The organism is Cupriavidus sp. DF5525, assembly GCF_040149425.2.
Taxonomy (GTDB): domain Bacteria; phylum Pseudomonadota; class Gammaproteobacteria; order Burkholderiales; family Burkholderiaceae; genus Cupriavidus; species Cupriavidus pickettii_A.
The window spans coordinates 922,012-947,599 of record NZ_CP168265.1; the positions used below are offsets into that span (position 1 = coordinate 922,012).

At 65.9% G+C, this 25,588-nt stretch carries 28 protein-coding genes, 3 tRNA genes and 1 pseudogene; 16 read left to right on the forward strand and 16 right to left on the reverse strand.

From position 1 onward, the window contains the following. Positions 1–19 precede the first annotated feature (19 nt). Positions 20–997 carry a quinone oxidoreductase gene (locus tag ABNX08_RS04395; RefSeq protein WP_349609558.1) on the forward strand — a complete coding sequence of 326 codons (978 nt, stop codon included), beginning with the start codon at positions 20–22 and terminating at the stop codon, positions 995–997. A gap of 76 nt (positions 998–1,073) precedes the next feature. Here the strand turns inward: ABNX08_RS04395 and ABNX08_RS04400 are convergent, their stop codons facing one another. The 7 genes from ABNX08_RS04400 to ABNX08_RS04430 all read right to left on the reverse strand — a co-directional run bounded on the left by ABNX08_RS04400 (position 1,074) and on the right by ABNX08_RS04430 (position 8,019). Beyond that, complete coding sequence (locus ABNX08_RS04400) at positions 1,074–1,367, reverse strand: YkvA family protein (protein ID WP_022533957.1); 294 nt, start codon at positions 1,365–1,367, stop codon at positions 1,074–1,076. Between the two features lie 195 nt (positions 1,368–1,562). Beyond that, positions 1,563–2,708 (reverse strand): BMP family ABC transporter substrate-binding protein, encoded by a 1,146-nt coding sequence (locus tag ABNX08_RS04405; RefSeq protein ID WP_022533958.1) that lies wholly within the window; start codon positions 2,706–2,708, stop codon positions 1,563–1,565. A gap of 56 nt (positions 2,709–2,764) precedes the next feature. After that, positions 2,765–3,685, reverse strand: a complete 921-nt coding sequence (locus ABNX08_RS04410) for an ABC transporter permease (protein ID WP_349609557.1) — start codon at positions 3,683–3,685, stop codon at positions 2,765–2,767. Between the two features lie 18 nt (positions 3,686–3,703). Next, the gene (locus tag ABNX08_RS04415) at positions 3,704–4,813 is read right to left on the reverse strand and encodes an ABC transporter permease (protein ID WP_349609555.1); all 1,110 of its coding nucleotides are present in this window, start codon (positions 4,811–4,813) and stop codon (positions 3,704–3,706) included. Further along, positions 4,806–6,368 (reverse strand): ABC transporter ATP-binding protein, encoded by a 1,563-nt coding sequence (locus tag ABNX08_RS04420; protein WP_349609553.1) that lies wholly within the window; start codon positions 6,366–6,368, stop codon positions 4,806–4,808. Before ABNX08_RS04420 ends, ABNX08_RS04415 begins: the two co-directional genes overlap by 8 nt. A 307-nt stretch (positions 6,369–6,675) precedes the next feature. Continuing rightward, the gene (locus ABNX08_RS04425) at positions 6,676–7,605 is read right to left on the reverse strand and encodes a pirin family protein (protein WP_349609551.1); all 930 of its coding nucleotides are present in this window, start codon (positions 7,603–7,605) and stop codon (positions 6,676–6,678) included. A 72-nt stretch (positions 7,606–7,677) separates the two neighbouring features. Beyond that, a complete protein-coding gene (locus ABNX08_RS04430) occupies positions 7,678–8,019 on the reverse strand; it encodes a hypothetical protein (protein WP_349609549.1) in 342 nt (113 codons plus the stop codon). 278 nt (positions 8,020–8,297) lie between these two features. On the opposite strand from ABNX08_RS04430, the gene ABNX08_RS04435 reads away from it, so the two are divergent. The 5 genes from ABNX08_RS04435 to ABNX08_RS04455 are packed head-to-tail and all read left to right on the forward strand — an operon-like array spanning position 8,298 to position 12,238. Then, entirely contained in the window at positions 8,298–9,014 is a 717-nt protein-coding gene (locus ABNX08_RS04435) for an ABC transporter permease (RefSeq protein WP_349609547.1), read from the forward strand. A 25-nt stretch (positions 9,015–9,039) separates the two neighbouring features. Further along, positions 9,040–9,975, forward strand: a complete 936-nt coding sequence (locus ABNX08_RS04440; protein WP_051369682.1) for a glycine betaine ABC transporter substrate-binding protein — start codon at positions 9,040–9,042, stop codon at positions 9,973–9,975. A 10-nt stretch (positions 9,976–9,985) separates the two neighbouring features. Beyond that, on the forward strand, positions 9,986–10,636 hold the full coding sequence (locus ABNX08_RS04445; protein WP_022533965.1) for an ABC transporter permease: 651 nt from the start codon (positions 9,986–9,988) through the stop codon (positions 10,634–10,636). Beyond that, complete coding sequence (locus ABNX08_RS04450) at positions 10,633–11,823, forward strand: betaine/proline/choline family ABC transporter ATP-binding protein (RefSeq protein ID WP_022533966.1); 1,191 nt, start codon at positions 10,633–10,635, stop codon at positions 11,821–11,823. Before ABNX08_RS04445 ends, ABNX08_RS04450 begins: the two co-directional genes overlap by 4 nt. Before the next feature lie 40 nt (positions 11,824–11,863). Further along, on the forward strand, positions 11,864–12,238 hold the full coding sequence (locus ABNX08_RS04455) for a hypothetical protein (protein WP_022533967.1): 375 nt from the start codon (positions 11,864–11,866) through the stop codon (positions 12,236–12,238). A 42-nt stretch (positions 12,239–12,280) separates the two neighbouring features. On the opposite strand, the gene ABNX08_RS04460 is transcribed toward ABNX08_RS04455, so the two are convergent. Next, positions 12,281–12,370: transfer RNA gene (locus tag ABNX08_RS04460), tRNA-Ser, on the reverse strand. Positions 12,371–12,658: 288 nt separating this feature from the next. On the opposite strand from ABNX08_RS04460, the gene ABNX08_RS04465 reads away from it, so the two are divergent. Next, complete coding sequence (locus ABNX08_RS04465; RefSeq protein WP_022533968.1) at positions 12,659–13,162, forward strand: glycine zipper 2TM domain-containing protein; 504 nt, start codon at positions 12,659–12,661, stop codon at positions 13,160–13,162. 91 nt (positions 13,163–13,253) lie between these two features. Here ABNX08_RS04465 and hemW read toward each other — a convergent pair whose 3' ends face one another. From hemW to ABNX08_RS04490, 5 genes are all read right to left on the reverse strand, one after another. Beyond that, the gene (gene hemW / locus ABNX08_RS04470; RefSeq protein ID WP_022533969.1) at positions 13,254–14,501 is read right to left on the reverse strand and encodes a radical SAM family heme chaperone HemW; all 1,248 of its coding nucleotides are present in this window, start codon (positions 14,499–14,501) and stop codon (positions 13,254–13,256) included. Beyond that, a complete protein-coding gene (gene rdgB, locus ABNX08_RS04475; protein ID WP_022533970.1) occupies positions 14,498–15,115 on the reverse strand; it encodes an RdgB/HAM1 family non-canonical purine NTP pyrophosphatase in 618 nt (205 codons plus the stop codon). Before rdgB ends, hemW begins: the two co-directional genes overlap by 4 nt. Before the next feature lie 12 nt (positions 15,116–15,127). After that, complete coding sequence (rph, locus tag ABNX08_RS04480) at positions 15,128–15,847, reverse strand: ribonuclease PH (RefSeq protein WP_022533971.1); 720 nt, start codon at positions 15,845–15,847, stop codon at positions 15,128–15,130. Positions 15,848–15,951: 104 nt separating this feature from the next. Continuing rightward, positions 15,952–16,866: a PP2C family serine/threonine-protein phosphatase gene (locus ABNX08_RS04485; protein ID WP_022533972.1), complete on the reverse strand. Its 915-nt coding sequence runs from the start codon at positions 16,864–16,866 to the stop codon at positions 15,952–15,954. Positions 16,867–16,921: 55 nt separating this feature from the next. Beyond that, positions 16,922–17,953, reverse strand: coding sequence for a serine/threonine-protein kinase (locus tag ABNX08_RS04490; protein ID WP_022533973.1), 1,032 nt, complete (start codon positions 17,951–17,953; stop codon positions 16,922–16,924). A gap of 190 nt (positions 17,954–18,143) precedes the next feature. On the opposite strand from ABNX08_RS04490, the gene ABNX08_RS04495 reads away from it, so the two are divergent. The 4 genes and pseudogenes from ABNX08_RS04495 (at position 18,144) to ABNX08_RS04510 (ending at position 22,687) form a co-directional block, all read left to right on the forward strand. Further along, a complete protein-coding gene (locus ABNX08_RS04495) occupies positions 18,144–19,079 on the forward strand; it encodes a YicC/YloC family endoribonuclease (RefSeq protein WP_349609541.1) in 936 nt (311 codons plus the stop codon). Between the two features lie 20 nt (positions 19,080–19,099). Continuing rightward, positions 19,100–19,762 (forward strand): guanylate kinase, encoded by a 663-nt coding sequence (gene gmk / locus ABNX08_RS04500; RefSeq protein WP_022533975.1) that lies wholly within the window; start codon positions 19,100–19,102, stop codon positions 19,760–19,762. Between the two features lie 95 nt (positions 19,763–19,857). Beyond that, entirely contained in the window at positions 19,858–20,061 is a 204-nt protein-coding gene (gene rpoZ, locus ABNX08_RS04505; protein WP_006578656.1) for a DNA-directed RNA polymerase subunit omega, read from the forward strand. A 214-nt stretch (positions 20,062–20,275) separates the two neighbouring features. Continuing rightward, positions 20,276–22,687 (forward strand): annotated as a pseudogene (locus ABNX08_RS04510) (bifunctional (p)ppGpp synthetase/guanosine-3',5'-bis(diphosphate) 3'-pyrophosphohydrolase). 23 nt (positions 22,688–22,710) lie between these two features. Here the strand turns inward: ABNX08_RS04510 and greB are convergent. Then, positions 22,711–23,280 (reverse strand): transcription elongation factor GreB, encoded by a 570-nt coding sequence (greB, locus tag ABNX08_RS04515; protein WP_022533977.1) that lies wholly within the window; start codon positions 23,278–23,280, stop codon positions 22,711–22,713. 132 nt (positions 23,281–23,412) lie between these two features. Here greB and ABNX08_RS04520 point away from each other — a divergent pair. The 4 genes from ABNX08_RS04520 to ABNX08_RS04535 all read left to right on the forward strand — a co-directional run bounded on the left by ABNX08_RS04520 (position 23,413) and on the right by ABNX08_RS04535 (position 24,555). Beyond that, positions 23,413–23,489: transfer RNA gene (locus ABNX08_RS04520), tRNA-Arg, on the forward strand. A 198-nt stretch (positions 23,490–23,687) separates the two neighbouring features. Further along, positions 23,688–23,948 carry a hypothetical protein gene (locus ABNX08_RS04525; RefSeq protein WP_022533978.1) on the forward strand — a complete coding sequence of 87 codons (261 nt, stop codon included), beginning with the start codon at positions 23,688–23,690 and terminating at the stop codon, positions 23,946–23,948. Between the two features lie 188 nt (positions 23,949–24,136). Further along, complete coding sequence (locus ABNX08_RS04530) at positions 24,137–24,364, forward strand: hypothetical protein (RefSeq protein WP_022533979.1); 228 nt, start codon at positions 24,137–24,139, stop codon at positions 24,362–24,364. A 115-nt stretch (positions 24,365–24,479) separates the two neighbouring features. Further along, positions 24,480–24,555: transfer RNA gene (locus ABNX08_RS04535), tRNA-Met, on the forward strand. Between the two features lie 113 nt (positions 24,556–24,668). Here the strand turns inward: ABNX08_RS04535 and ABNX08_RS04540 are convergent. After that, a complete protein-coding gene (locus ABNX08_RS04540; RefSeq protein WP_022533980.1) occupies positions 24,669–24,950 on the reverse strand; it encodes a hypothetical protein in 282 nt (93 codons plus the stop codon). Between the two features lie 66 nt (positions 24,951–25,016). On the opposite strand from ABNX08_RS04540, the gene ABNX08_RS04545 reads away from it, so the two are divergent. Then, positions 25,017–25,106: a hypothetical protein gene (locus ABNX08_RS04545; protein WP_022533981.1), complete on the forward strand. Its 90-nt coding sequence runs from the start codon at positions 25,017–25,019 to the stop codon at positions 25,104–25,106. A 66-nt stretch (positions 25,107–25,172) separates the two neighbouring features. Here ABNX08_RS04545 and ABNX08_RS04550 read toward each other — a convergent pair whose 3' ends face one another. Then, positions 25,173–25,481 carry a hypothetical protein gene (locus ABNX08_RS04550; RefSeq protein WP_022533982.1) on the reverse strand — a complete coding sequence of 103 codons (309 nt, stop codon included), beginning with the start codon at positions 25,479–25,481 and terminating at the stop codon, positions 25,173–25,175. Between the last annotated feature and the right edge of the window lie 107 nt (positions 25,482–25,588).

The following is a 25,588-nucleotide window of genomic DNA, read 5'->3' on the forward strand; positions in this document are numbered from 1 at the left end:
ATAACGAGGAGCGACGCAGATGAGCAAAGCCATCCGGATCGAACAGACCGGCGGTCCCGAAGTGATGCAGTGGGTCGATGTCGAAGTGGGAGAGCCCGGCCCCGGCCAGGTGCGCGTGCGCCATGAGGCGGTGGGCCTGAACTACATCGACGTCTATTTCCGCACCGGGCTGTACAAGCAGCCGCTGCCGGCGGGGCTGGGAATGGAAGGCGCCGGCGTGGTCGAGGCGGTGGGCGATGGGGTCAAGCACCTGAGCGTCGGCGACCGCGTGGCCTATGCCGGCCGTCCCACCGGCGCGTATGCGCAGGTGCGCGTGATGCCGGCCGATATCGTGGTGCGGCTGTCCGACGCGATCCCGTTCGACACCGCCGCCGCAATGATGCTGCAGGGCCTGACCGCGCAGTACCTGATCCGCGACAGCTACAAGGTGCAGCCGGGCGATACGGTACTGCTGCACGCGGCCGCCGGCGGCGTCGGCCTGATCGCCAGCCAGTGGCTCAAGGCGCTGGGCGTGACGGTGATCGGCACCGTGGGCAGCGACGAAAAGGCGGAACTGGCGCGCGCCAACGGCTGCGCCCACACCATCGTCTATACGCGCGAATCGTTCGTCGACCGCGTCAAGGAGATCACCAACGGCAAGGGCGTGCCGGCGGTGTATGACTCGATCGGCAAGGACACCTTCCAGGGTTCGCTTGACTGCCTGGCGCCGCGCGGCACCATGGTCAGCTTCGGCAACGCCTCGGGCCCGGTGCCGCCGTTCGATCTCTCGGTGCTGGGCAACAAGGGTTCGCTGCGCCTGACGCGCCCCACGCTGATGACCTACGTGGTGCACCGCGAACTGCTGGAGCCGATGGTGGCCGACCTGTTCGATGCCGTGACCACCGGCAAGGTCAAGATCGACATCCGCCAGCGCTACGCGCTGTCCGAGGTGGCGCAGGCGCACCGCGACCTGGAGTCGCGCAAGACCACTGGCTCGACCATCCTGCTGCCCAACTGATCACCGGTCACGCAGGCATGCAAAAGCCCCGGGGTGCAGTTCGCAGCCCCGGGGCTTTTCTTTTGGTGCGACGCCGTCAGCGCGGCCGGACCGTGGTGGCGGCGGCGCGCGACTCCGCCTGGCGCAGAATATGCGGCGGCAGGCGCTTCAGGATCAGGTGTACCGCCAGCGGGATCAGCACCACGTCGTCAACGATGCCGAGCCCCGCAACCACGTCGGGAATGATGTCGATCGGCGAGATCGCATAGAACAGCAATCCGAGCGCGGCGGGCTTCAGCCATGCCGGCGCATCCGGGTGGCGCAGCGCGTACCAGAACAGGCGGCCGTCGCGACGAACCAGCGTCCACAGGGCCGAAAATCGCTTCAACATGAGAGGCCTCCTTCACATGGCGGCGCCTGACACTGGCGCATACGCAGATAGCTTGGGCCATTGTGGACGGCTTCAAGTTCCGGAGGTGCATGGAGATGCCTTGGGTGTTTCCAGGGCTGGCGGGTCCTCTCCCCCTGAGGGGAGAGGGAGAACACCTTGCTGAGGCTAGCTCGGGCTGCTTTGGTGCACCGGCAATCAGCCCGGGATCTTGCCTTCCACGCCCTCGACGTAGAACTTCACGCCATGCAGGAAGCCGTCGTCGGCAACCTGGTCCTTGGCCAGTTGCTCCTTGCCGGTGTTGTCCTTGATCGGACCCTTCCAGATCGGCGCGCTGCCATCGGCGATGCCCTTCTTGCGCTCCTCGACCAGCTTCTTGACGTCCTCAGGCACGATCGTGTTGAACGCCTTCAGGTCGATCATGCCTTCCTTCAGGCCCCACCAGGTGGTGCCATTCTTCCACTGCTTGTTCAGCACGTCTTCGACCACCTTGTTGTAGTAGACGCCCCACGAGATCACAGAGGCGGCCAGGTGGGCCTTCTCGCCGAACTTGGTCATGTCGCTGTCCCAGCCGAAGGCATACACGCCCTTCTCCTGCGCGGTCTGCACCACGGCGGCGGAGTCGGTGTTCTGCATCAGCATGTCCACGCCCTGGCCGATCAGCGTGGTAGCGGCTTCGCGCTCCTTGCCCGGATCGAACCACTTGTTGACCCACACCACCTTGACCGTGGCGTTGGGGTTGACGCTGCGCGCGCCCAGCGTGAACGAGTCGATATTGCGGATCACCTCGGGGATCGGCACCGAGGCCACCACGCCCATCTTGCCGGTCTTGCTCATCTTGCCGGCGACCACGCCCGCCAGGTACGCGCCTTCATAGGTGCGCACGTCGTACTGGGCCAGGTTCTCGGCGGTCTTGAAGCCCGTGGCGTGTTCGAACTTGACGTCCGGGAATTCCTTGGCGACCTTGAGCATCGACTCCATGTAGCCGAAGGTGGTGCCGAAGATCAGCTTGTTGCCCTGGCTGGCCAGGTCGCGGAACACGCGCTCGGCGTCGGCGGCGGATTCGGGCACGTTCTCGACGAAGGTGGTCTTGACCTTGTCGCCGAACTTAGCTTCCACGGCCTTGCGGCCATTGTCATGCGCAAAGGTCCAGCCGGCATCGCCCACCGGCCCGATGTACACGAAGGCGACCTTGAGCGGCTCGGCCTTCTGCTCGGCAGCGGGCGGGGAGGCCGGGCCTGCCGTCTCGGCAGGCTTGTCGGCCTCTTTCTTGCCGCAACCGGCCAGGGCCAGCAGTGCGGTGGCGGCCAGGGCCGCCAGGGTCTTCCTGCGCGTGACGATCATGATTTCTCCTTGTGATGAATTGTTGGTGCGGCTCAGGGATATTTCCGTCAGAAAAATCAGGCGTTGCCGGGGCGGAACGGCTTGCCCAGCGAGGCTGGCATGTTCAGCCGGATCCACGCCGGGTTGCGCGAGATCAGCGCCAGCACCACGATGGTGGCTGCGTACGGCAGCATCGACAGGAACTGCGACGGCACCGACACGCCGATCCCCTGCAGGTAGAACTGCAGGATGGTGACGCCGCCGAACAGCCACGCGCCCACCAGCACGCGGCCAGGGCGCCATGTGGCAAAGGTGGTCAGCGCCAGCGCGATCCAGCCGCGGCCGGCGACCAGGTTCTCGACCCACATCGGGGTATAGACCAGCGACAGGTAGGCGCCCGCCAGCCCGCAGCAGGCGCCGCCGAACAGCAGCGCGCCGAAGCGGATGGTGCGCACCGGATAGCCCAGCGCGTGCGCCGATTCCGGCGATTCACCGATCGCGCGCAGCGTCAGCCCCGCGCGCGTGCGGAACAGGAACCACATGATGGCAATGCACAGCAGCAGGCTGAAGTAGACCATCCAGTGGTGCTGGAAGAACGCCGGCCCGACGAAGGGCAGGTCGGCCAGTCCGGGCACGGCCTTGGCCTGTGCCGGCATGGCGTAGCCGACGAAGCGCTGGCCCATGAAGGCCGACAGCCCGGTACCGAAGATCGACAACGCCAGCCCGGTTGCGACCTGGTTGGTGGCCAGCACCAGCGCCAGCCACGAGAACAGCGTGGCCATCAGCATGCCGGCGAGCGCGCCGGCGGCAAAGCCGAGCATCGGCGACTGGGTCTGGTAGCCGACCATGAAGCCGGCCACCGCCGCGACCAGCATCATGCCTTCGGCGCCCAGGTTGAGCACGCCCGAGCGTTCGTTGACCAGCAGGCCAAGCGCGGCCAGCAGCAGCGGCGTACCCGCGTTGATGGCGGTGGCGATGAGGGGAGCGAGTTGTTCCATGTTCTTTGTATGCTCCGCTCAGGCGGCGGTGGCGCGCCAGCGCAGGCGGTTTTCGATCAGCGTGTCGCAGGCCAGCAGGAAGAACAGCAGCATGCCCTGGAACACCCAGCCAAGGGCCGACGGCAGGCCCAGGCGCGACTGCGCCATCTCGCCGCCGATATAGAACAGCGACATCATGATGCCGCCAAAGACGGTACCGACCGGATGCAGCCGGCCGATAAAGGCGACGATGATCGCGGTAAAGCCGTAGCCCGGCGAGATCGACGGCAGCAGCTGCCCGATCGGGCCGACCACTTCGAACGCGCCTGCCAGGCCCGCGGTCGCGCCCGAGATCAGCAGCGCGCTCCACAGCGCGCCGCGCGCCGAGAAGCCGGCGTAGCGCGCCGCCGCCGGCGCGGTGCCGCCGACCTGCAGCCGGTAGCCGGCAAAGCTGCGGAACACGAACACCGTCATCACCGCCACCAGCACCAGCATCACCACAAAGCCGGCGTGCAGGCGCGAGCCAGACATCAGGTTGGGCAGCAGGTACTCGGACGAGAACACCTTGGACTGCGGGAAGTTCATGCCGTTAGGATCCTTCAGCGGCCCGTTGACCACCCACAGCAGCAGCTGCTGCGCGATATAGGTCAGCATCAGCGAGACCAGGATCTCGTTGGCGTTGAACCTGTCTTTGAGTAGCGCGGTGATCGAGGCCCACAGCATGCCGCCGACGATGCCGGCGAGCGAGGCCAGCACCAGCACCACGGTGCCGTTGATGGTCTGGCCCGGCACATCGAAATACAACACCGTGGCGCCGGCAAAGATACCGCCGGCGATCAGTTGCCCGTCGGCGCCGATGTTCCACACATTGGCCCGGTAGCAGACCGACAGGCCGAGCGCGCACAGCACCAGCGGCACGGTCTTGAGCAGTACTTCACCGATGGCGCGCTTGTCGCGCAGCGGATCGGCCAGGAAGACCTTGAGCGCGGCCACAGGGTCCTTGCCGAGCACCAGGAACAGCAGCGCGCCGAACAAGAGCGTCAGCGCCAGCGCGATCACCGGCGACGCATAGGCCATGCCGCGCGACGGCAGGCCGCGCGGCGCCAGCGTAATGGGGGAGCGGGGCAGCAGGTGTCGCATCTCAGCCATGGCTTGCGACCTCCGCGCTCGTTTGCGCCTGGGCGGGTCCGCCATCCCACAGTCCGCTCATCCACAGGCCAACCTGTTCGCGCGTGGCGGTCTCGGTCGGCACCGACGGCGACAGCCGGCCCTTGGCGATCACGTGCAGCCGGTCGCAGATCGCGAACAGTTCGTCCAGTTCTTCCGACACCACCAGGATGGCGCAGCCGGTGGCCTTCAGCGCCAGGATCTCGTTGTGGATCTGCGCCGCGGCGCCCACGTCCACGCCCCAGGTCGGTTGCGCCACGATCAGTACCTTCGGGCCGCTCTCGATCTCGCGGCCGACGATGAATTTCTGCAGGTTGCCGCCAGAGAGGCTGCGTGCGAGCGCCTCGGGTCCGCTGGCCTTGACGCGGAAGCGGTTGATCACCGTCGCGGCGAGCCCGGTGGCGGCCTTCGGCGAGATCATGCCTTGCCGAACATAGGGGGGCGTCTGGTGCGACAGCAGGATATTGGTCGACAGGCTCATGCCCGGCACCGCGCCGCGGCCCAGGCGCTCTTCCGGCACGAAGGCCAGGCCGGCGCGGCGGCGCTGCCGTGCGTCGAGCCTGCCCACCGGCTTGCCGCCGAGTTGCACGGATACGTTGTCCGCGCGCGTGTCCTCGCCAGACAGCGCCGCCAGCAGTTCCTGTTGGCCGTTGCCGGACACACCGGCGATGCCGACGATCTCGCCCGCATGAACATCCAGCGAGATCCGGTTCAGCTCGGTCGCAAACGCATGCGTGCGCGGCAGCGACAGATCCTGCACGCTCAGCCGCACCGGGCCGCGCTCCGCGGCCACGCGCGCCTCGCGCGGGGGCTCGCCGCCGATCATCAGCCGCGACAGCGAAGCCGCGGTTTCCTGGCGCGGATCGCACACGCCGGTGACCTTGCCCATGCGCATCACGGTGGCGTGATGGCACAGCGCGCGGATCTCGTCGAGCTTGTGGCTGATGTAGAGGATGCTGGTGCCTTCGGCCGCGAGTTGGCGCAGTGTGACAAAGAGCGTTTCGACGGCCTGCGGCGTCAGCACTGACGTGGGCTCGTCCAGGATCAGCAGTTGCGGGTTGGCCAGCAGTGCGCGCACGATCTCCACGCGCTGGCGCTCGCCGACCGACAGCGTATGCACATGGCGGTTGGGTTCCAGCGGCAGGCCGTAGCGCTCGGCAGTTGCGCGGATACGCTCGGCCAGTTCCTTCATGCCGCCTTGTTGCCCGATGGGCAGGCCGAGCGCGATGTTCTCGGCCACCGTCAGCGTGTCGAACAGCGAGAAGTGCTGGAACACCATCGCGATGCCCAGGTTGCGCGCATCGTGCGGGCTGTTGATGCTGACCGGCTCCCCGTTGAAGTGCATTTCGCCGGCGTCGGGCCGGACTGCGCCGAAGATAATCTTCATCAGGGTGGATTTGCCGGCGCCGTTTTCACCCAGCACGGCGTGGATTTCACCGGGGGCGACGCTGAGGCTGACGTCGTCATTGGCGACGACGCCCGGGTAGCGCTTGCTGATATGGGCCAGCGCCAGCCTGGGAGGGAGTTGAGATGTCACTGAGGCGGCTCGGGTTGTTGTAGTGGCAGCAACGTGGGGAATGCGAACAAGGCGAGTCAGAAGCGCGGCAGTGCGTGGCGCAGCATCGCCGCGACGCATTGCAGCATTCATCATGAATTCGTGATGCCAGATATTGGTGGTGAATTATATAAGTGAGCGGGGTCCGGACGGGCCGAATGCGGTGACTTTCCATGCCCTGCAACGGTTGCAGACAGGTTGCAAGTCGCATGCCGGCCACAGCATGAAAAAAGCCGCCGCCCCCTTGCGGAGGCGGCGGCTTGCAGCCTGCTAGCCGCTACGGACGGCGTCAGGCCCCGGTCGCGGCCGGGATGGTGGCGAAGCGCCCGTCGCGGAAATCCGCCAGCGTCTGGTAGATCTGCTCCTGCGTGTTCATCACGAACGGGCCGTACTGCGCGATCGGCTCGTTCAGCGGCTTGCCGGCGATCAGCAGGAAGCGCGCGTCGGACTCGGCCCGGACGATGACGCCGTCGGCCACGCCGGCATTGTCCAGCACCCCCATGCGCTGGGCCTCGAGCACGGCGCGGTCGTCGCCGTCACCGATCGACACCTCGCCCCGGTACACATAGGCAAAGGCGTTGTGCCCGTCCGGCAGCGCCTGCGCGAAGGTCTGCCCGGCTGGCAGGTGGACGTCCAGGTAGACCGGTTCGGTCACAGGCCGCGTGATCGCGCCGGCCACGCCGTGCGTGGCGCCCGCCAGCACGCGCACTGTGCCGCCGTTGTCCAGTGCCACCGTGGGAATCTCTGCGGACGGCAGGTCGCGGTACCACGGCGCGGTCATCTTGTCCGCGGCCGGCAGGTTCAGCCACAGCTGGAAGCCTTCCATGCGGCCGTCTTCCTGCTCGGGCATTTCCGAGTGCACCACGCCTGAGCCCGCCACCATCCACTGCGCGCCGCCGTTTTGCAGAAGGCCCTCGTTGCCAGCGCTGTCGCGATGGCGCATGCGGCCGGCCAGCATATAGGTGATGGTCTCGAAGCCGCGGTGCGGGTGATCGGGGAAGCCGCCGATGTAGTCGTCCTTGCTGTCGGTGCCGAAGGCATCGAGCATCAGGAACGGGTCCAGCCGGCGTTGCAGGTTCTGCGTCAGCACGCGTGTCAGCTTGACGCCGGCGCCGTCCGAGGTGGCGATGCCCCGCACGACGCGGTCCACGGCGCGCGAGCGTTGCACGGTTTCCGCGGCGGTGGCGGGAGCGGTGGCAAGGGTGGTACGGGTGTCCATGTCTTTCTCCTGTGGGCGGGTTGCACCGGCCGGTTGCGCCGTGCTTCCCGTCGTTTCAGCTACCTCGTCAATTTAGTGGTTTGGCTGGGAAAGAGTAGAGGGTCGGCCGGGAACAGATTGTTCTATCCGTGTATCGATTTGCTCGGACTTGCCGGCCAAATTCAGAACGATCCCCGGCGCGCCGGAACGGGCGCCGGTGCGTGCTGGAGAGGGCGCGTAACGCCCCGAAGTTGACGCCAAATTGGCGCCAGAAAGCGGGAAGATGACAAGATCGATGAAGATCGCTATAATAGCGCTCTCTTTGTCATCCGTTGACGCAAGAAGCAAGGTAAGGGAAAACCCCGCCAGCCCTTGCCAGTCAACGGCCAATGGATTCGGCGGCGCGCCCAAAACCTTCAATACTTGCGCTGCCACTGGCCAACCGAGCCTTACGCCAATCGCTTACCGATTGCTTGCCGGTTGCGCCGCTTCAGGGACTGCCCGTGCCTGGCACCGGCATCCCGTCAATCGGGCTCTCCGTCACCGGCGGTGGAGCCCACAGACCGTCCGCCGGCAACCCTGCCGGTCATGGCGGCAATGCAATCTGAACTGGGCCGGTGGCGCCTCCATCTCCGCAACCACCAGCCCAAATTGTTTTCCGCTGTTCGGAAGTGGCGTCTCGCGCGCTTTTCTGACCCGGAAGAGGGGAGAGTATGTCAAAGCAATCGGCACGGGCTTTTGCCTGGGCAGGACTGACGCTTGCCGCACTGGCCGCATTGGTGGCGTGGATCGGCGTCGATGTGATCCGGCAGTATCAGGAGCGCCTGCTCTACGACGTGGCCGACCACCTCCGGCTGGTGGCGATGTCCATGGCGCTGGCGCTGGCCACCGGCATTCCTGCCGGAATCGCGCTGAGCCGGCCGTGCATGCGCCGCTGGGCCGACCGGCTGATGCAGATCTTCAACGTCGGCAATACCGTGCCGTCGCTGGCGGTGCTGGCACTGGCGCTGGCCGCGCTCGGCATCGGCGAGCGGCCTGCGATCCTGGCGCTGTGGCTGGCCTCGCTGCTGCCGATCGTGCGCAACACCTATGAAGGGCTGCGCACGGTTTCGCCCACACTGCTGGAAGCGGCGCGCGGCATCGGCATGACTCCGGTGCAGCGGTTGCTGCGCGTGGAACTGCCCAACGCGCTGCCGGTGATGCTGGCCGGCATCCGCATCAGCCTGGTCATCAACGTGGGCACGGTGCCGCTGTCGTTCCTGATCGGCGCCAACAGCCTGGGCGAACTGATCTTCCCGGGCATCTACCTGAACAACCAGTCGCTGCTGCTGCTGGGCGCGGCCGCCACGGCGCTGCTGGCGCTGGCCCTGGACGCGCTCTTCGCCGCCGCCGGGCAGATGTACCTGCGCCGCCGCGGGCTGGCGCGCTGATCCTGGGGCCGATATGAAAAACCACATGCAATTCATCCGCCGCCGTGCCCGGCGTATCGCCATGGTCGTGGCTGCCGTCACGGCTTTTGCCGCGGGCCTGGCGCTGGCCACTGCGCCTGACGCGCATGCCGAAGCCACGCCGATCCGCGTGGGCGGCAAGAACTTCACCGAGCAGCTGCTGCTGTCGTCGATGACGTCGAAGTACCTGCGCGCCAAGGGCTTCACCACCGAACTGACCGCCGGCCTGGGCAGCACGCTGATGCGCCAGGCCATGGAGAGCAACCAGCTCGACGTGGTCTGGGACTACACCGGCACCGCGCTGATCGTGTTCAACAAGGTCCAGGAAAAGCTGGGGGCCAAGGAAAGCTACGAACGCGTCAAGCAGATGGACGGCGCGCGCGGGCTGGTGTGGCTGGATGCTTCCAACATCAACAACACCTACGCACTGGCGATGCCGAAGGAACGCGCGGCGGCCAGCGGCGTGACCACGCTGTCGGCCTTTGCCGAGCAGATGCGCAAGGCCGGCCCCGACGCCAGCCATCCGTTCGCGGTCGACATGGAATTCGCCGCGCGCCCGGACGGGCTGGAGCCGCTCAAGGCGCTGTACAAGCTGCCGTTCTCGCGCCGCGACGTGATCCAGCTCGACCCGGGCCTGGTCTACACGGCGCTGAAGAACAACCAGGTGGAACTGGGCCTGGTCTATGCGACCGATGGCCGCGTCAAGGGCTTCGACCTGGTGCTGCTGGAAGACGACCTGCATTTCTTCCCGCCGTACAACGCCGTGCCGGTGGTGCGCAAGCCCGTGCTCGACAAGCATCCGGAACTGGCGGGTCTGCTCAATGCGCTGGCGGCCAAGCTCGACAACGAGAGCATGACCGACATGAACTACAAGGTTGACATCGGCCAACAGCCGGTGGACAAGGTCGCGGAGGACTTCCTGCGCCGCCACGGACTGATCTGAGGAGGGCGGCATGGACTTGATCTCGTACCTGCAACACAGCTGGCCCACGCTGCTGAAAATGACCGGCGAGCACCTGGCGCTGGTGGGCTCGGCAGTGGGGCTGGCGATCCTGATCGGGGTGCCGCTGGGCATCGTGATCACGCGCTTCCGCGCGCTCGCCACGCCGCTGCTGGCGCTGGCGACGATCGTGCTGACGCTGCCGTCGATCGCGCTGTTCGGGCTGATGATCCCGATCTTCGCGCGCTTCGGCCACGCGCTCGGCTACGTGCCCGCGGTGACGGCGGTGTTCCTGTACTCGCTGCTGCCGATCATGCGCAATACCTACACCGCCCTGGCCAATGTCGACCCCGGCATCCAGGAAGCGGGCCGCGGCATCGGCATGACCACCTGGCAGCGCATGCGGCTGGTGGACCTGCCGCTGGCGGTGCCGGTGATCCTCGGCGGCGTGCGTACCGCCGTGGTGATGAATATCGGGGTTGCCACCATTGCCGCCATCATCGGCGCGGGTGGCCTTGGGGTGCTGATCCTGCAGGCGATCAGCCAGAGCAACATGAGCAAGCTGGCCGTGGGCGCGGTCCTGGTCAGCCTGCTCGCCATCGTGGCGGACGCCTTCCTGCAGTGGTTGCAGCGGGCGCTGACGCCGAAGGGGATCCGTCTATGATCGAACTCGAACAACTCACCAAGTCCTTCCCGCAAAAGAACGGCACTGAAGTGCGCGCGGTGGATGCCGTGTCGCTGAAGGTGCCGAGCGGCGAGATTTGCGTCTTCCTGGGCCCGTCGGGCTGCGGCAAGACCACCACGCTGAAGATGATCAACCGGCTGATCGAGCCGACCTCGGGCACGGTGCGCATCGAGGGCGAGGACACGCGCGGCATCGACGGCGTGACCCTGCGCCGCAAGATCGGCTATGTGATCCAGCAGATTGGCCTGTTCCCCAACATGACCATCGAAGAGAACATCATGGTGGTGCCGCGCCTGCTCGGCTGGGACAAGAAGCAATGCCGCGAGCGCGCGCGCGAACTGATGGCGATGGTGCAGCTCGATCCCAACCTGATGCTCAGCCGCTATCCGCGCGAGCTGTCGGGCGGGCAGCAGCAGCGCATCGGCGTGATCCGCGCGCTGGCGGCCGATGCGCCGGTGCTGTTGATGGACGAGCCTTTCGGCGCGGTCGACCCGATCAACCGCGAGAGCATCCAGAACGAATTCCTGCAGATGCAGCGCCAGCTCGGCAAGACCGTGATCATGGTTTCGCACGATATCGACGAAGCCATCAAGCTGGCCGACAAGGTCGCGGTGTTCCGCCGCGGCAAGCTGGTGCAGTTCGACCACCCCGACGCGCTGCTGGCGCATCCGGCCGATGAGTTCGTGCAGGCCTTCGTCGGCCATGACAACACGCTCAAGCGCCTGCTGCTGGTGCGCGCCGGCGACGCCGCCACCATGCCGCCGAGCTGCCGCCCCGACATGCCGCTGGCCGAAGCGTTGGGTGTGATGGACGACGCCGACGTGCGCCACCTGCCGGTGGTGGACGACGCGCAGCGCGCGCTCGGCTACGTGACGCGCCGCGATGCGCGTTCGGGCAAGGGCCAGTGCAGCGAGGTGATGCGCCCGTTCGCCGTCACCGCGGCGTTCGACGAGCACCTGCGCATCGTGCTGTCGCGCATGTACCAGCACAACACCAGCTGGCTGCCGGTGATGGGCGCGGACGGCGACTACCTGGGCGAGGTCACGCAGGAATCGATCGCGGGCTACCTCAGCTCCGGCCGTTCGCGCGGGCAGGCCGCGATGATGCCTTCCGCCGCTGCGATGCCTTCCGCCGCTGCACCGGCACCGCTGCGCGCGGCCGCCTGAGGCCAGCGCAGGACAGCGCCGATCGCGCTATGCTTTACGCATGCTCCGCTACTGCCGCTCGCCGTTGTGCCTGGTCGTCGAAACCCGCTGGCTGATCCCGCGCGGGTTTGACGGCTTTACGCCCGGCCCGCTGATCCTGCTGCGCCCCGGCGCCAGCGAGGCGCTGATCGAGCATGAGAAGGTCCATGTGCGCCAGTTCTGGCGCAGCTGGGGGCTGATGGGCGTGTTCTACCTGGCCAGCCGGCGCTGGCGCCTGCGCTATGAAGTGGAAGCCTACCGCGAGCAACTGCGGCACAGCCCGCCGGGTTCGGCACATGGGCTGGCGCGCGTGCTGGCGTGTAAGTACCGGCTTAAGATTTCAGAGGCCGAGGCGTACCGCCTGCTGACGCAAGGGCTGTACGACGATCCCAAGTGAAAACGGCCCGCACCGGTTGACTGGTGCGGGCCGTTTGCTGTCTGGCGGAAGCGGTGAGATTCGAACTCACGGATGGGTCACCCCATCGGCAGTTTTCAAGACTGCTGCCTTAAACCACTCGGCCACGCTTCCGGAAAGTGCGGGCATTGTAGCGCGAAAGGGTGGCCCGTTTCGCGCATCGTTGCCTGCCGACCTGACGGTCAGGTCGCGCATTATACAAGGCCCGCGTGCAACGATGGTGGTCTTGCAGTGCGGCATCGATGCCTGCGTAAACTTCCTGCCACACTTGCGGCCGCGGATGTCGGCGTCCGTCTGACATGGCGGAACCTTCTCATGCCGGCATCGCTCATATTGGCGTGCCGGGTGCAGCGGCGTGTGCCGCATTCCCGGCTTTCGCCTGGCAACAGAGGAGAACTCAAAATGCGAATCCATAGCAAGAAATGGCTGATTGTTCCGGCCGCTACCGCCGTCGCGGTGCTGGCTGGTTGTGCTGCGCCGTATAGCGGCGGCTACAGCAACACCGGCTATAACGCGCCGCCTCCGGGCTACCAGACGCCCAACACCTCGCAGGCACCTGCCGGTGCGGTGTATTACGGCCGCGTGGAATCGATCGAGCCGATCACCAACACGCAGGGCAGCTCAGGCATTCTGGGCACGGTCATCGGCGGTGCCGCCGGCGGCCTGCTGGGCCATCAGGTCGGCGGCGGGCGTGGGCAGACTGCGGCTACCATCGGCGGTGCAGTGGTCGGCGCCGTGGCTGGCAACCAGATCGAGAAGCGCGCGGGCAGCAGTACGCAGACTGCGTATCGGGTGAATGTGCGGCTCGATGATGGTCGCGTGGCGACGGTGACGCAGTCGAACCTGGGTAATTTGCAGGTCGGCATGCGGGCGCGGGTGGCTAACGACATGGCGACGCCGTACTGACGTGTCGGTCTGACGTTTGCCAGAATCTAAAGGGCTGCGGGTGCGTGGCCCTTTTTTTGGCATGTGTCTGGTAGATGCTCGACGGCCCCCTTCAATCCTTCAAAAACATTTCCTGCAAGTCATTCAAAAACCGCCTTCCAAGCTCAGTCGGCCGGATGACAGTCAGATCCGCTTCCAACAACCCCTTCGTCTCCGCCTCAGCCAACTGCTTGCTGATCGTATGCAGCGGCAACCCGGTGTAGTCATGAAAGCTTGACGCAGGCACACCATCAGTCAGCCGCAGCGCATTGAGCATGAACTCAAACGGCAACTCATCCGCCCCGACATCCCGCGCTTCCTGCACGGCATTGCCAGCCAGCGCCTGCGCCATGTAGGTAGCCGGATGCTTGTGCCGCATCTGGCGCAACACACGATGCGGGAACGACAACTTGCCGTGCGCACCCGCGCCGATCCCTAAATAGTCGCCAAAGCGCCAGTAGTTAAGATTGTGGCGCGCCTCGCGATGCGCCCTGGCGTAGGCCGAAGTCTCGTAGTGCCGATAGCCAGCTTCCGCCGTGCGCGCCTCGATCAGGTCCTGCATCTCATACGCGCTGTCGTCATCCGGCAATGCAGGCGGAAACTTGGCGAACAGCGTGTTCGGCTCCAGCGTCAGGTGGTACAGCGACAGGTGCGTAGTGCCATACGAGAGAGCGGTCTCCAGATCCTGCCTGCATTCCTCCAGCGTCTGTCCCGGCAGCGCATACATCAAATCGAGGTTGATGTTGTCAAAGCTCGCCTGCGCGATCTCGATCGCCTTGCGCGCTTCCGCGCCGCCGTGGATGCGGCCGAGCGCCTGCAGGTGGCGGTCTTTGAAACTCTGGATCCCGATCGACAGCCGGTTGATGCCGCTGGCGCGATAGCTGGCGAATTTGTCGGCCTCGAAGGTGCCGGGGTTCGCCTCCATCGTGATCTCGGCATCGGCATCAAGCGGCAGCAGCGCGCGGATATCCGACAGCAACCGGTCCATGCCCGCGGCCGACAGCAAGCTGGGCGTGCCGCCGCCGATAAAGACCGTATGCACCGGCCGGCCCCACACCAGCGGTAGCGACTGCTCCAGGTCCGCGCGCAACGCGTCCAGGTAGATGTCCTCCGGGATCTCGTGGTTGTCGGCACCCGGCGCCGCATGCGAGTTGAAATCGCAATACGGGCACTTGCGCACGCACCACGGGATATGCACGTACAGCGACAGCGGCGGCGAGCCGGGCAGGCTGATCTGCCCGGGCTTGAGCCAGAGCTGCTTGCTGTCGACGGGCGTGGCGGAAGCGGTCGGCGCGCTGCCGGCCGGTATGATCGGGATCATTGGCCTGGGCTCTCCGCGGCCTCGGCCTGCAGCCGTGCAACCAGTGCGCGCAACGCCTGCGCACGGTGACTGACCGCGTTCTTCTCCTCGGGCGACAACTCGGCAGCAGTCTTGCCCGCGCCCGGCAGCAGGAAATGCGAGTCGTAGCCAAAGCCACCCGCGCCGCGCGGTGCGTCGACGACTTCGCCGTGCCAAAGGCCTTCGGCAATGACCGGGCACGGGTCTTCCGCGTGGCGCACGAATACCAGCACGCAGTAGTAGTATGCGTGGCGGTTCAGCTTGCCGGCGAGCTGCGACACCAGGTGCGCGTTGTTGGCCGCATCCGACTTGGCCTTGCCCGCCATCTGCGCGTAGCGCGCCGAATAGACGCCGGGCGCGCCGTCCAGCGCCTGCACGCAAATGCCGGAATCGTCCGCGAGTGCGGGCAGGCCGGCCAGGCGGCTGGCATGGCGCGCCTTGGCGAGTGCGTTCTCGACGAAGGTGGCAAAGGGTTCTTCGGCCTCGGGGATGCCCAGTTCGCCCTGGGGCACCACGTCAAAGCCGAGCGGCGCCAGCAGCGTGCCGAACTCGCGCAGCTTGCCGGGGTTGTTGGAGGCCAGTACCAGGCGTTGCATGTCGATCCTGCCTCAGGCCAGGCCGAGCGCTTCACGCTGGTGCTGCACCAGGCGCGCGATGCCGGCTTCGGCCAGGCGCGTCATCGCGTCCAGGTCGGCGCGGCTGAAGGGCGCACCCTCGGCGGTGCCCTGCACCTCGACAAAGCCGCCGCTGCCGGTCATGACCACGTTCATATCGGTATCGCAGCTGCTGTCCTCGGCATAGTCGAGGTCGAGCACCGGCACGCCGTCGACCATGCCGACGGAGACCGCGGCGACAAAGTCGCGGATCGGGCTGGCGGCGATCAGGCCATCGCGCAGCATGGCGGAAACCGCGTCATGCGCGGCGACAAAGGCGCCGGTGATGGCAGCGGTGCGGGTGCCGCCGTCGGCCTGCAGCACGTCGCAGTCCAGGTGCAGCGTGTATTCGCCCAGCGCCGCCAGGTCGAACACCGAGCGCATGGCGCGGCCGATCAGGCGCTGGATCTCCTGCGTGCGGCCGGTCTGCTTGCCGCGCGCGGCCTCGCGGTCCGAGCGGGTGTGCGTGGCGCGCGGCAGCATGCCGTATTCGGCCGTGACCCAGCCTTCGCCGCTGCCCTTCTTGTGCGGCGGCACCTTGGCCAGCACGCTGGCGGTGCACAGCACCTTGGTATCGCCAAAGGCACACAGGACGGAGCCTTCGGCGTGGCGGGTGTAGTGGCGGGTAAGGCTGATGGAACGCAGCGCATCGGCTGCGCGGCCGCTGGGTCGCATGAGATGGTTTGTCCGAATCGGGGAGAGACCGCGATTCTAACGCCGCCAGCCTTTGAGCGCTGCCTTGGTGCCCCTTTGGTGCTCCTTTGGGCCCGCGTACGGCGTCAGCGCATCAGGTTGCTGGTCTTGTCGATTGCGGCGCGGATCTCGGCGATCGAGCGCTCGATCTCCTCCTCGGACAGGAGGTCGCTGTCCGACCCGGTGCGCTCCAGGATCGACGTGGTGAAGGCATTCAGCGGCAGCGTGTCGGTCATCACCGCATCCTGCCCGGTGGTGGTGCTGTCCAGTTCCCACATCATGGCGATGCCGGTGGTGTTGTCGGCGCCTTCTCCGGCGTTCTGCAGCGCCTGCTCGATCAGCGCCGGCACTGCCTGCACCACGGACAGGCGCGAGAGCTTGTCCACCACCACCGGCTCTTCCAGGCTGCCCCACAGCCCGTCCGAGCAGAGCAGGGCCACGTCGCCCGGCTCCAGCCGCACCGGCCCGCCCAGGTCGATCAGCGGCAGGTTGGGCGAGCCCAGGCAGTTGTAGAGCTTGTTGCGCTCGGGGTGGTTGGCTACCTGCATCGGCAGCACGCGCTCCTGCTGCAGCAGGTTCTCGATCTTGGAGTGGTCGCGCGTGCGCGTCAGCAGCCGGCCTTTGCGCAGCAGGTAGTAGCGCGAGTCGCCCGCGTGCGCCCAGTGGATCTGGCCGTGCTGTACCAGGCAGCAGACCACGGTCGTGCGCGGCACGTCGGCCATGCGGTGGGCTTCCGCGTAGCGGTGGATTTCGCGGTGCGCCAGCATGATGGTGTCCTGCAGGAACTCCGCCGGGTTGCGCACGGTGGGGCGCGCCTGGGCCTGGAACTGGCGGGCCAGCGTCTGCAACGCCTGCTGCGCGGCGACCTCGCCATGGGCGTGGCCGCCCAGGCCGTCGGCCAGTACCATCAGCAGCGCATCGCGCGTGAAGCAGTAGCCCATGCGATCCTGGTTGATGCGGCGGCCGCCTTTCCTGCTTTCCTGGTAGACAGAGAATCGCATGTTGGCTCGGGAAATCTAATAAATTGGCCGCGCCGGGGGCGTGGCAGGTTGTGATTTATTCGACGCTTGCGCCGGGGGCGGGCTCGTCACGCCGGCGCAGCAGCGTCAGGAAGCGCGAGGTCGGGGCGGGGCGCTCGGCCGGCACCGGCGGCTGGGCCGCAGCCTGCTCGCCCAGCGCATTGGTCTGCTCGCGCAGCTCCTTCTGCAGCCGGAACACACTCTGCGGGCGTTCGGACGGGGTCAGGCGCAGGCACCATTCGACCAGGTCCACCAGGCCGTTGGTGTAGCTGCTGCGCAGCCGCAGCACTGCCTCGCCCATGCGGTCGTCCTTCTCGCGCTGGTTGGCTTCCTGCGGCGGCATGCCAGCCATGCAGGCGTAGAGTGTCGCGCCCAGGCTGTAGATGTCGGTCCAGGGGCCCAGCTCGGAATGCTTGCCGTACAGCTCCGGCGCGGCAAAGCCGGGGGTGTACATCGGCTGGAAGCGGGCCGCTTCCATGGTCAGGGTCTGCCGCGCGGCGCCGAAATCCAGCAGGATCGGGGATTCGTCCTCGCGCAGGTAGATGTTGCCGGGCTTGATGTCCAGGTGCAGCAGCTTGTGGATATGCACCTCGCGCAGGCCGCTCATCAGGTCGTGGAAGACCTTGCGCATGAAATGCTCGCGCAGCACCTTGGCGCGGCCCTGCTGCCGGGCCGCCAGCACGTGCTCCTGCAGCGTCTTGCCCAGCTCGTAGTTCATCACCATGTAGACCGTGGCGTTCTCGCGGAAGAAGTTCACCACGCGCACCACGCTGGGATGGGAGATGCGGGCCAGCGAGCGGCCCTCTTCGAAGAAGTACTTCAGGCCCAGCCGGAACGCCGCGGCGTTTTCCTCGGGCACCACGGGGATCAGTTCGCCCGGGTTGCGCCGCGCCAGCGACGACGGCAGGTATTCCTTGATGGCAACAGGTGCGCCGGTCTCGTCGGTGGCCAGGTAGACGAAACTGAACCCCCCGCTGGCCAACTTCTTTACAATACGATAGTTGGACAACAGCGTGCCGACGGGCAGCGGTGCACTCTTCGGTTGTGTCGTGCCCTTGGACTCTGTCATGGGAATAGGGACCTGAATTGCCTCCGGATTGTCCGGGCTAATCGGTCACTTGTAAAGAACACAAATACGGGCATTATTGCCCTCCTTTCAACGTTTTGAGTGCGCTCCCGGATCCGGTCGCGGGAGGCTCGAGGAGGGCGTCTGCGGGCCGCCAGCGCCCCGGGGCCGCCCCCATTCACGAGAATATCCAATGATCCACAGCATGACAGGCTATGGCCTGGCGACGCGCCAGGCGCCATTGACCAACGCGCAGGGCGACCCCAGCGGGCGCACGGCGTCAGTTTCGGTGGAATTCCGCACTGTCAATTCGCGTTTCCTCGACCTGTTGTTCCGGGCCCCGGAAGAGTGCCGCGCCTTCGAGCCGGCTCTGCGCGAAATGCTGATGGCCGAACTGTCGCGCGGCAAGCTGGAATGCCGCATCAACCTGCAGCGCACCGACGCCGGCGGCGCCACGCTGGCGCTCAACGACGGCCTGCTGGCGCAGATCCGCGCGCTGGAAACCACGGTGGCCGCCACCTTCGCCAGCGCCGGCACGCTGCGCATGGGCGAGATCCTGCGCTGGCCGGGCGTGCTGGTCGAGCCCGAGCTGTCGCAGGATTCGCTGCGCGAAGCCGTGCTGGGCGCCGCGCGCGAGGCGCTGGACCAACTGCTGGAAGCGCGCCGCCGCGAGGGCGACGCGCTCAAGGCCACGCTGATGGAGCGGGTCGACGCCATGCTGGCGATCGTCGAGCGCCTGACGCCGACCATCCCGCAACTGATCGCGCACCACCAGGAAAAGCTGACGGAGCGCCTGCAGGAAGCCTTCAACCTGGCCGCGCCCAACGGCATGCCGTCGATGAGCCGCGACGAGATCGCCGAGCGCATCCGCCAGGAAGCCACGGTCTACGGCATCCGCATCGATATCGCCGAAGAGCTGTCGCGGCTGCAGGCGCACCTGAACGAAACGCGCCACATCCTGAAGAAGGGCGGCCAGGTCGGCAAGCGCCTGGACTTCATGATGCAGGAGCTCAACCGCGAGGCCAACACGCTCGGCTCCAAGGCCGCGGCCAAGGAACTGGCCGATGCCTCGATGGAGCTCAAGCTGCTGATCGAGCAGATGCGCGAGCAGGTCCAGAACCTCGAATAAAGACTGTCACCAGAATCATCATGAGCCCAACGTCTAAAACTGCGCCTCACACTGCCATCGATACCGTCTACCCCGGCAACCTCTTCATGGTGGTGGCGCCGTCCGGAGCCGGCAAGTCGACGCTGGTCAACAAGCTGCTGGCGCAGGACCCGGCCATCCGCCTGTCGATCTCGCACACCACCCGCGCCCCGCGCCCTGGCGAGCAGGACGGGCGCGAGTACCACTTTGTCACCGTCGACGCCTTCCGCACCGCGCGCGACCGCGGCGAGTTCCTGGAGTGGGCCGAGGTCCACGGCAACTACTACGCGACCTCGCGCGTGTGGATCGAGCAACAGATGGCGCTGGGCAACGACGTGCTGCTGGAAATCGACTGGCAAGGTGCGCAGCAGGTGCACCAGCGTTTTTCCAACGCGGTCGAGATCTTTATCCTGCCGCCGTCGCTGACCGCGCTGGAAGAGCGCCTGAAGAAGCGCGGCCAGGACGAGCCCAACGTAATCGTGCGCCGGCTGCTGGCGGCGGGCAGCGAGATGTCGCACGCGTCGGAGTCGGACTACGTCATCATCAATGAAGTCTTCGACGATGCGCTGGAGGAGTTGCGCAACGTGGTCAGGGCCACCCGTCTGCGCTTTTCGTCGCAGAAGGCGCGGCACTCGGAGCTGTTTATCGAGCTCGGCATTCACTGAGCCGATGCATGCGCGCGGAGGCGCCGCCGGCGTTTTCCGCCGCGTGCTGTAAAATGGCAACCCAACACAAGGTTTTGTCCCAAGGTGGATTTGATATGGCGCGTATTACCGTCGAAGATTGTCTGAAACACATTCCGAACCGTTTCGAGCTCGCGCTGGCGGCCACGTATCGTGCGCGCCAGCTGGTGCAGGGCCACACGCCCAAGGTCGAAGCGAAGGACAAGCCGACCGTGGTGGCACTGCGCGAGATCGCGTCGGGCCAGGTCGGCATCGAGATGCTGAAAAAGGTCCCGACCTGATCGACCAGGCGGCCCATGGCTCATCCTCGCATCGTGCCAGCACGTATCCAGCCGGATTTCCCGGGCCGCCGCCATGCCTTCGCCCCATCCGCCCTCCAAGCCTCCCACCCAGCCGTCGCCGACAGCCGTGGTGCCTGCGCACCCGCGCGGGGAGGCGCATGGGGATGCGGTTCCGCCCACGGCGCGTAAGCGCACCATTCCGGGCCAGTCTTCCGTGAACGCGCGCACCGGCGCTCCCAATCTGCCCGATCCGCTCGGCGACGATGTCGTCGGCGAACGCGCCGTCGCGCTGGCGCCGGCCAAGGCCAGGGGCGCCGCCGTGCAGGACGAACTGGCCGCGGTGCAGCAGACGACGCAGCCGGCGGCGGACAGTCTGTTTATCGATGCAGTGCTGGCGCAGTCATACCGGCACTTCTTCGGCCCGACCTCGCAGCCGGCGGTACCGCCGCGCCAGCAGGTCATTTCCATCACCCGGCTGATGGAAAAGCTCGCGTACCTGAAGGCGCCCGACCTGGCGCGGGTGCGCGAAGCCTTCCAGTTTTCCGACGAGGCCCACCTCGGCCAGTACCGCCAGAGCGGCGAGCCCTACATCACCCATCCGGTGGCGGTGGCCGAGTTGTGCGCGGACTGGAAGCTGGACGTCCAGTCCATCATGGCGGCGCTGCTGCACGACGTGATGGAAGACCAGGGCATCACCAAGAGCGAGCTGGCCGAGAAATTCGGTCCCAAGGTCGCCGAACTGGTCGATGGCCTGACCAAGCTGGACAAGCTCGAATTCCAGAGCCGCGAGCAGGCGCAGGCGGAGAGCTTCCGCAAGATGCTGCTGGCGATGGCGCGCGACGTGCGCGTGATCCTGGTGAAACTGGCCGACCGTACGCACAACATGCGCACGCTCGACTTCGTGCCGCCGGAGAAGCGCCGCCGCATCGCGGTGGAGACCATGGAGATCTATGCGCCGATCGCGCATCGTCTCGGTCTGAACACGATCTACCGCGAACTGCAGGAACTGTCGTTCAAGGTCGGCTCGCCGTTCCGCTATGCCACGCTGGAAAAAGCCGTCAAGGCCGCACGCGGCAACCGGCGCGAGGTAGTCAGGCGCATCCTGGAGGCCGCGCAGAAGGCGCTGGCCGACGCCGGCATCGTGGCCGAACTGTCTGGCCGCGAGAAGACGCTCTACAGCATCTACCGCAAGATGCACGACAAGCAGCTGTCGTTCTCGCAGGTGCTCGACGTGTACGGTTTCCGCGTGGTGGTGGAAACGCAGATGCACTGCTACATGGCGATGGGCGCGCTGCACGGGCTGTACAAGCCCATGCCTGGCAAGTTCAAGGACTACATCGCCATCCCCAAGATCAACGGCTACCAGTCGCTGCACACCACGCTGGTGGGCCCGTTCGGCACGCCGGTGGAGTTCCAGATCCGCACGCGCGACATGCACCAGATCGCCGAGGCGGGGGTGGCCGCGCACTGGATGTACAAGCACCAGGCCGATCACGCCAACGATATCCAGCAGCAGGCGCACCAGTGGCTGCAGTCGCTGCTCGATATCCAGAGCCAGACCGGCGATTCGCAGGAGTTCCTGGAGCACGTCAAGATCGACCTGTTCCCGGACGCGGTCTACGTGTTCACGCCCAAGGGCCATATCCGCGCGCTGCCGCGCGGCGCCACCGCGCTGGACTTTGCCTACGCGGTGCACAGCGACCTGGGCAACCAGTGCGTCGCGGTCAAGATCAACAATGAGCTGCTGCCGCTGCGCACCGAGCTCAAGAGCGGCGATATCGTCGAGGTGGTGACGGCGCCGTACTCCAAGCCCAATCCGGCCTGGCTGTCGTTCGTGCGCACCGGCAAGGCGCGCGCGGCGATCCGCCACTACCTGAAGACCACCAAGCTCGACGAGGCCATCCAGCTCGGCGAGCGCCTGCTGGAACAGTCCGCGCGCTAGCTCGGCATCGAGCTGAAGGCCGTGCCGCAGTCGGTGTGGGACCGCATGATCCAGTGGACCGGCAACAAGCACCGCGAAGACATCTTCGCCGACCTAGCGCTGGGCCGACGCGTGCCTGCGGTGGTGGCCAAGCGCATGGAGATCCTGCTGCAGGAGCTGTCCGGCGACGTCGACAGCGCGCTGCTGGCGGCGGTGCAGACCTTTGCCGGCGAAGAAGCGCCGGCGGTGCCGATCACCGGCGACGAAGGCATGTCGATGATCTTCTCGGCGTGCTGTCGCCCGATCCCCGGCGACTCCATCGTTGGCTACCTGGGCAAGGGCGAAGGGCTGCAGATCCATGTGCAGGATTGCAGGATCGCCAAGCGCCTGCACAGCAAGGATCCTGAGCACTGGATCGACGTGATGTGGGCCAAGAAGACCACGCGCGCCTTCGATGTGTCGATCAAGGTGATGGTGCGCAACGTCAAGGGCATCGTCGCGCGCGTCGCGGCGGACCTGACCGCCGCCGACGCCAACGTCGCGCACGTGGCGATGGAGCAGCAGGACGGCAGCCACCAGGAAGCCACGTACATGCAGTTCCTCATTCAGGTGCAGAACCGCCTGCACCTTGCCAACGTGATGCGCGGGCTGCGCCGCAACCCCGACGTCATCCGCATCTTCCGCGACCGCAACGACGGCGGCTGAGCGCCGCCGCCGGCGGCGCGCGCTTACTCGGCGCCGCGCGGCGTCGGGTAGCGGACTTCCAGGATATCGATCTGCTCGACCCCGGCAGGCGTGCGCAACGCCACGGTGTCGCCTTCGCGCGCCTTGATCAGTGCCTTGGCGATCGGCGAGATCCAGCTTACGTGGTTGCTGTCCAGGTCGACTTCATCCATGCCGACAATGGTGATGGTGGTTTCTTCGCCGGCGCGATTGACATAGGTGACGGTGGCGCCGAAAAAGATCTGGTCGTTGTCGCCCTGCAGGGACGGGTCGACCACCTCGGCCTTGTCCAGTCGGCGCGTCAGGAAGCGGATGCGGCGGTCGATTTCGCGCAGACGCTTCTTGCCGTACAGGTAGTCGCCGTTCTCGGAGCGGTCGCCATTGGATGCCGCCCACGACACGATCTGCACCACATCGGGCCGGTCGACGTCGATCAGCTGCATCAATTCATTGCGCAGGCGGTTGTAGCCTCCGGCGGTGATGTAGTTCTTGGTGCCGGGAGGTAGCGGCGTTGCGCCTTCGGGGAGGTCGTCGTCCTCGTCGCCAGACGACTCTTTGACAAATGCCTTGTTCATGGTCCGGATCACTTCTTCGGGTACTCATTATAGAAAAACGCTGGCGGGAGGCCCACATCACAAAAAAATGAGAAAAAGTTGCGGAGGGGCTTCACAAAATCCAAAACTCAGATATAATCTCTTTTCTCGAGTGCGGCTGTAGCTCAGTTGGATAGAGTACTTGGCTACGAACCAAGGGGTCGTGGGTTCGAATCCTGCCAGCCGCGCCACCTATGTAGAAAGAAGAGGGCTTCCGGAAACGGAAGCCCTTTTTGTTTCTCCGCTCTCCGTTCGTCCTCCTCGTTTCCCCCCAGTTCCATTCCAGATCGCTCGCTGACAGCGCGATTGCTGCGTCATACCTTGCACACGCACGTGCAGCCTCCTAGGCTCGAAGCAGCACCACCATATCCGACCCTGGAGCAAATTGCATGGAACACGCAGACTGGCGCGTCGAGGAGTATCGCGGCATGGACGTCTATGTCCTGGTGTCGCCGCAAGGCGGGGGCAGTATCGGGCGATGGGGTTATGAAGTGCGGGTGTCGCAGGAGGGGGCAGACCCTGCCGATGCAGGCGATACCGAGCTGCTTGCCAGCGGTCCGCAACAGTTCGCCACGCGCCATGCGGCGGAAGTGGCGGCATTCGGTGCGGGCTATGCGCTGGTGGACCGCCTGCTCGGGCCACCGGTGTGATACCTGCGCGCGGCATGCAGGCCTTGTGGCGCACCTGGATGCGCCATTGCGATTGGCGCAACGGCTTATATCAAACCGTGATCCATCGTCATTGACCTGGATCATTTTTGATTGGGGCCGGCATTCCTACGCTGGAAGCGGACGGGCGAAGTCTCGCTCGCCATTGCAGCACAAGGAGTGCCTCCGCCATGCCGGAATATGAAGGCTACAAGATCGTCTATGAAGTGATTGCGCTGCCCAAGGGCAAGTGGGCCATCCTGGTCGAGATCATCCGTCGCACCGACGGCGAGATCCTCGCAGGACGCCACAATCCCTTTCCCAATCGTTCGTTCGACACCAAGCTCGAAGCGCTGGGCCAGGTCAACCGCTCTATGTCGAGACCGCGCTCATGGCGCATGAACTGGACGGCAAACTGAAGCGCATCGCATGAAGCGCGGCACGCGCAAACATGCAGGCACGAACGATTTCACGCGCAGGCAAAGATAATGCTTGCCATGCGCGTGTGAATCAGACATAATCTTTTTCTTCAGACGCGGGGTGGAGCAGTTGGCAGCTCGTCGGGCTCATAACCCGAAGGTCGCAGGTTCAAGTCCTGCCCCCGCAACCAACGCCTTTCGCGGCATTCGCCGCAATCCTTCAAGGCGTTGCCCTATAGGCCGTCCGGCCAGATTGACTCTCACAGCTTCGATGTAATACTGCGCGACGCGCAACCATTGGCGTCTATGCGCGCACCAGTTCCGCCGCGCGCGTGAACGTATCGCGCACCAGCGGCTGGTCTTCGCGGTCGGCGGCCTGCGCGCGTTCACGCAGCCGCGAGGCCAGCACGGTCAGCGTTCCCTGCGCCTGCGGACCGCCGGCGGCCTGGCATTTCGTTACCGCCTCGCGCATCACCGTATCGAGTTCGCCGCTGACATCGGCACCATCGAAGGCGCTCACCGAAAGGGCCGAAATACGTTCCAGGTAGAGATTGACCAACGCTTCGTCATGTAGCGGTTCGGACATGTCTTCTCCTTGTCGGGGACGGGAACAGCAAAACCATTGTAGTGGAGCCGCCGCCTGCAAAGGCAGGTGTCGCAGACACTCGGCCAGGTGCACGAAGCGGTCATCGGGCTGACCGGCGTCTATCGCAACCTGCTGCGGCGCTTGGCCGACGCGTGAGCGCCACCAGCGCCCGGCGCCGTGCTTCGGCGGGGCGCTGCAGCGATGCGGCAAAGCGTGGCGCGGCTAGTCGTCGCGCCGTCGTCGCATCTGCAACTGTTCGATGGGAGAGGGCTGGATGCGCCGCCGCGCCGGGCGCAGCGCGCGGTTCGGCCACAGCACGTAGTTGGTGTGCGGGTCCAGCGGCTTGCCGAAGTACGAGACCCAGACCTGTACGCCGTGCTCGGTTTCGGCAACGATGGCCGCGACGGCGCGCGCCGCGGCGGAAGGGGACTTGAGCAGTTCCGCCAGGGCTTCGACGCCCTGCACGACATGATGCTTCACCCCTGCAAACCATGCGTACTGACGCATGGCGGACAACAAACGCTTGGTCATGAACGCTACTCTGGTGGTGTGTGGAAATGCGAATGAGCGAGTAAGACTGGCGCTCGTCCGATTTGTTCACGGCATATTTGCGGTCACTAGTATGACTGCGGCGCTAT

What these genes read in the sequence shown, in the direction of transcription:
- ABNX08_RS04550 (WP_022533982.1), bottom strand. Translation starts at nt 25,481, where the DNA reads ATGACCAAGCGTTTGTTGTCCGCCATGCGTCAGTACGCATGGTTTGCA.
- ABNX08_RS04445 (WP_022533965.1), top strand. Translation starts at nt 9,986, where the DNA reads ATGGACTTGATCTCGTACCTGCAACACAGCTGGCCCACGCTGCTGAAA.
- rdgB (WP_022533970.1), bottom strand. Translation starts at nt 15,115, where the DNA reads ATGCAACGCCTGGTACTGGCCTCCAACAACCCCGGCAAGCTGCGCGAG.
- ABNX08_RS04455 (WP_022533967.1), top strand. Translation starts at nt 11,864, where the DNA reads ATGCTCCGCTACTGCCGCTCGCCGTTGTGCCTGGTCGTCGAAACCCGC.
- ABNX08_RS04405 (WP_022533958.1), bottom strand. Translation starts at nt 2,708, where the DNA reads ATGATCGTCACGCGCAGGAAGACCCTGGCGGCCCTGGCCGCCACCGCA.
- ABNX08_RS04490 (WP_022533973.1), bottom strand. Translation starts at nt 17,953, where the DNA reads ATGACAGAGTCCAAGGGCACGACACAACCGAAGAGTGCACCGCTGCCC.
- ABNX08_RS04415 (WP_349609555.1), bottom strand. Translation starts at nt 4,813, where the DNA reads ATGGCTGAGATGCGACACCTGCTGCCCCGCTCCCCCATTACGCTGGCG.
- ABNX08_RS04450 (WP_022533966.1), top strand. Translation starts at nt 10,633, where the DNA reads ATGATCGAACTCGAACAACTCACCAAGTCCTTCCCGCAAAAGAACGGC.
- ABNX08_RS04425 (WP_349609551.1), bottom strand. Translation starts at nt 7,605, where the DNA reads ATGGACACCCGTACCACCCTTGCCACCGCTCCCGCCACCGCCGCGGAA.
- rph (WP_022533971.1), bottom strand. Translation starts at nt 15,847, where the DNA reads ATGCGACCCAGCGGCCGCGCAGCCGATGCGCTGCGTTCCATCAGCCTT.
- ABNX08_RS04540 (WP_022533980.1), bottom strand. Translation starts at nt 24,950, where the DNA reads ATGTCCGAACCGCTACATGACGAAGCGTTGGTCAATCTCTACCTGGAA.
- ABNX08_RS04435 (WP_349609547.1), top strand. Translation starts at nt 8,298, where the DNA reads ATGTCAAAGCAATCGGCACGGGCTTTTGCCTGGGCAGGACTGACGCTT.
- gmk (WP_022533975.1), top strand. Translation starts at nt 19,100, where the DNA reads ATGAGCCCAACGTCTAAAACTGCGCCTCACACTGCCATCGATACCGTC.
- ABNX08_RS04525 (WP_022533978.1), top strand. Translation starts at nt 23,688, where the DNA reads ATGGAACACGCAGACTGGCGCGTCGAGGAGTATCGCGGCATGGACGTC.
- rpoZ (WP_006578656.1), top strand. Translation starts at nt 19,858, where the DNA reads ATGGCGCGTATTACCGTCGAAGATTGTCTGAAACACATTCCGAACCGT.
- greB (WP_022533977.1), bottom strand. Translation starts at nt 23,280, where the DNA reads ATGAACAAGGCATTTGTCAAAGAGTCGTCTGGCGACGAGGACGACGAC.
- hemW (WP_022533969.1), bottom strand. Translation starts at nt 14,501, where the DNA reads ATGATCCCGATCATACCGGCCGGCAGCGCGCCGACCGCTTCCGCCACG.
- ABNX08_RS04485 (WP_022533972.1), bottom strand. Translation starts at nt 16,866, where the DNA reads ATGCGATTCTCTGTCTACCAGGAAAGCAGGAAAGGCGGCCGCCGCATC.
- ABNX08_RS04530 (WP_022533979.1), top strand. Translation starts at nt 24,137, where the DNA reads ATGCCGGAATATGAAGGCTACAAGATCGTCTATGAAGTGATTGCGCTG.
- ABNX08_RS04495 (WP_349609541.1), top strand. Translation starts at nt 18,144, where the DNA reads ATGATCCACAGCATGACAGGCTATGGCCTGGCGACGCGCCAGGCGCCA.
- ABNX08_RS04400 (WP_022533957.1), bottom strand. Translation starts at nt 1,367, where the DNA reads ATGTTGAAGCGATTTTCGGCCCTGTGGACGCTGGTTCGTCGCGACGGC.
- ABNX08_RS04465 (WP_022533968.1), top strand. Translation starts at nt 12,659, where the DNA reads ATGCGAATCCATAGCAAGAAATGGCTGATTGTTCCGGCCGCTACCGCC.
- ABNX08_RS04440 (WP_051369682.1), top strand. Translation starts at nt 9,040, where the DNA reads ATGCAATTCATCCGCCGCCGTGCCCGGCGTATCGCCATGGTCGTGGCT.
- ABNX08_RS04410 (WP_349609557.1), bottom strand. Translation starts at nt 3,685, where the DNA reads ATGGAACAACTCGCTCCCCTCATCGCCACCGCCATCAACGCGGGTACG.
- ABNX08_RS04395 (WP_349609558.1), top strand. Translation starts at nt 20, where the DNA reads ATGAGCAAAGCCATCCGGATCGAACAGACCGGCGGTCCCGAAGTGATG.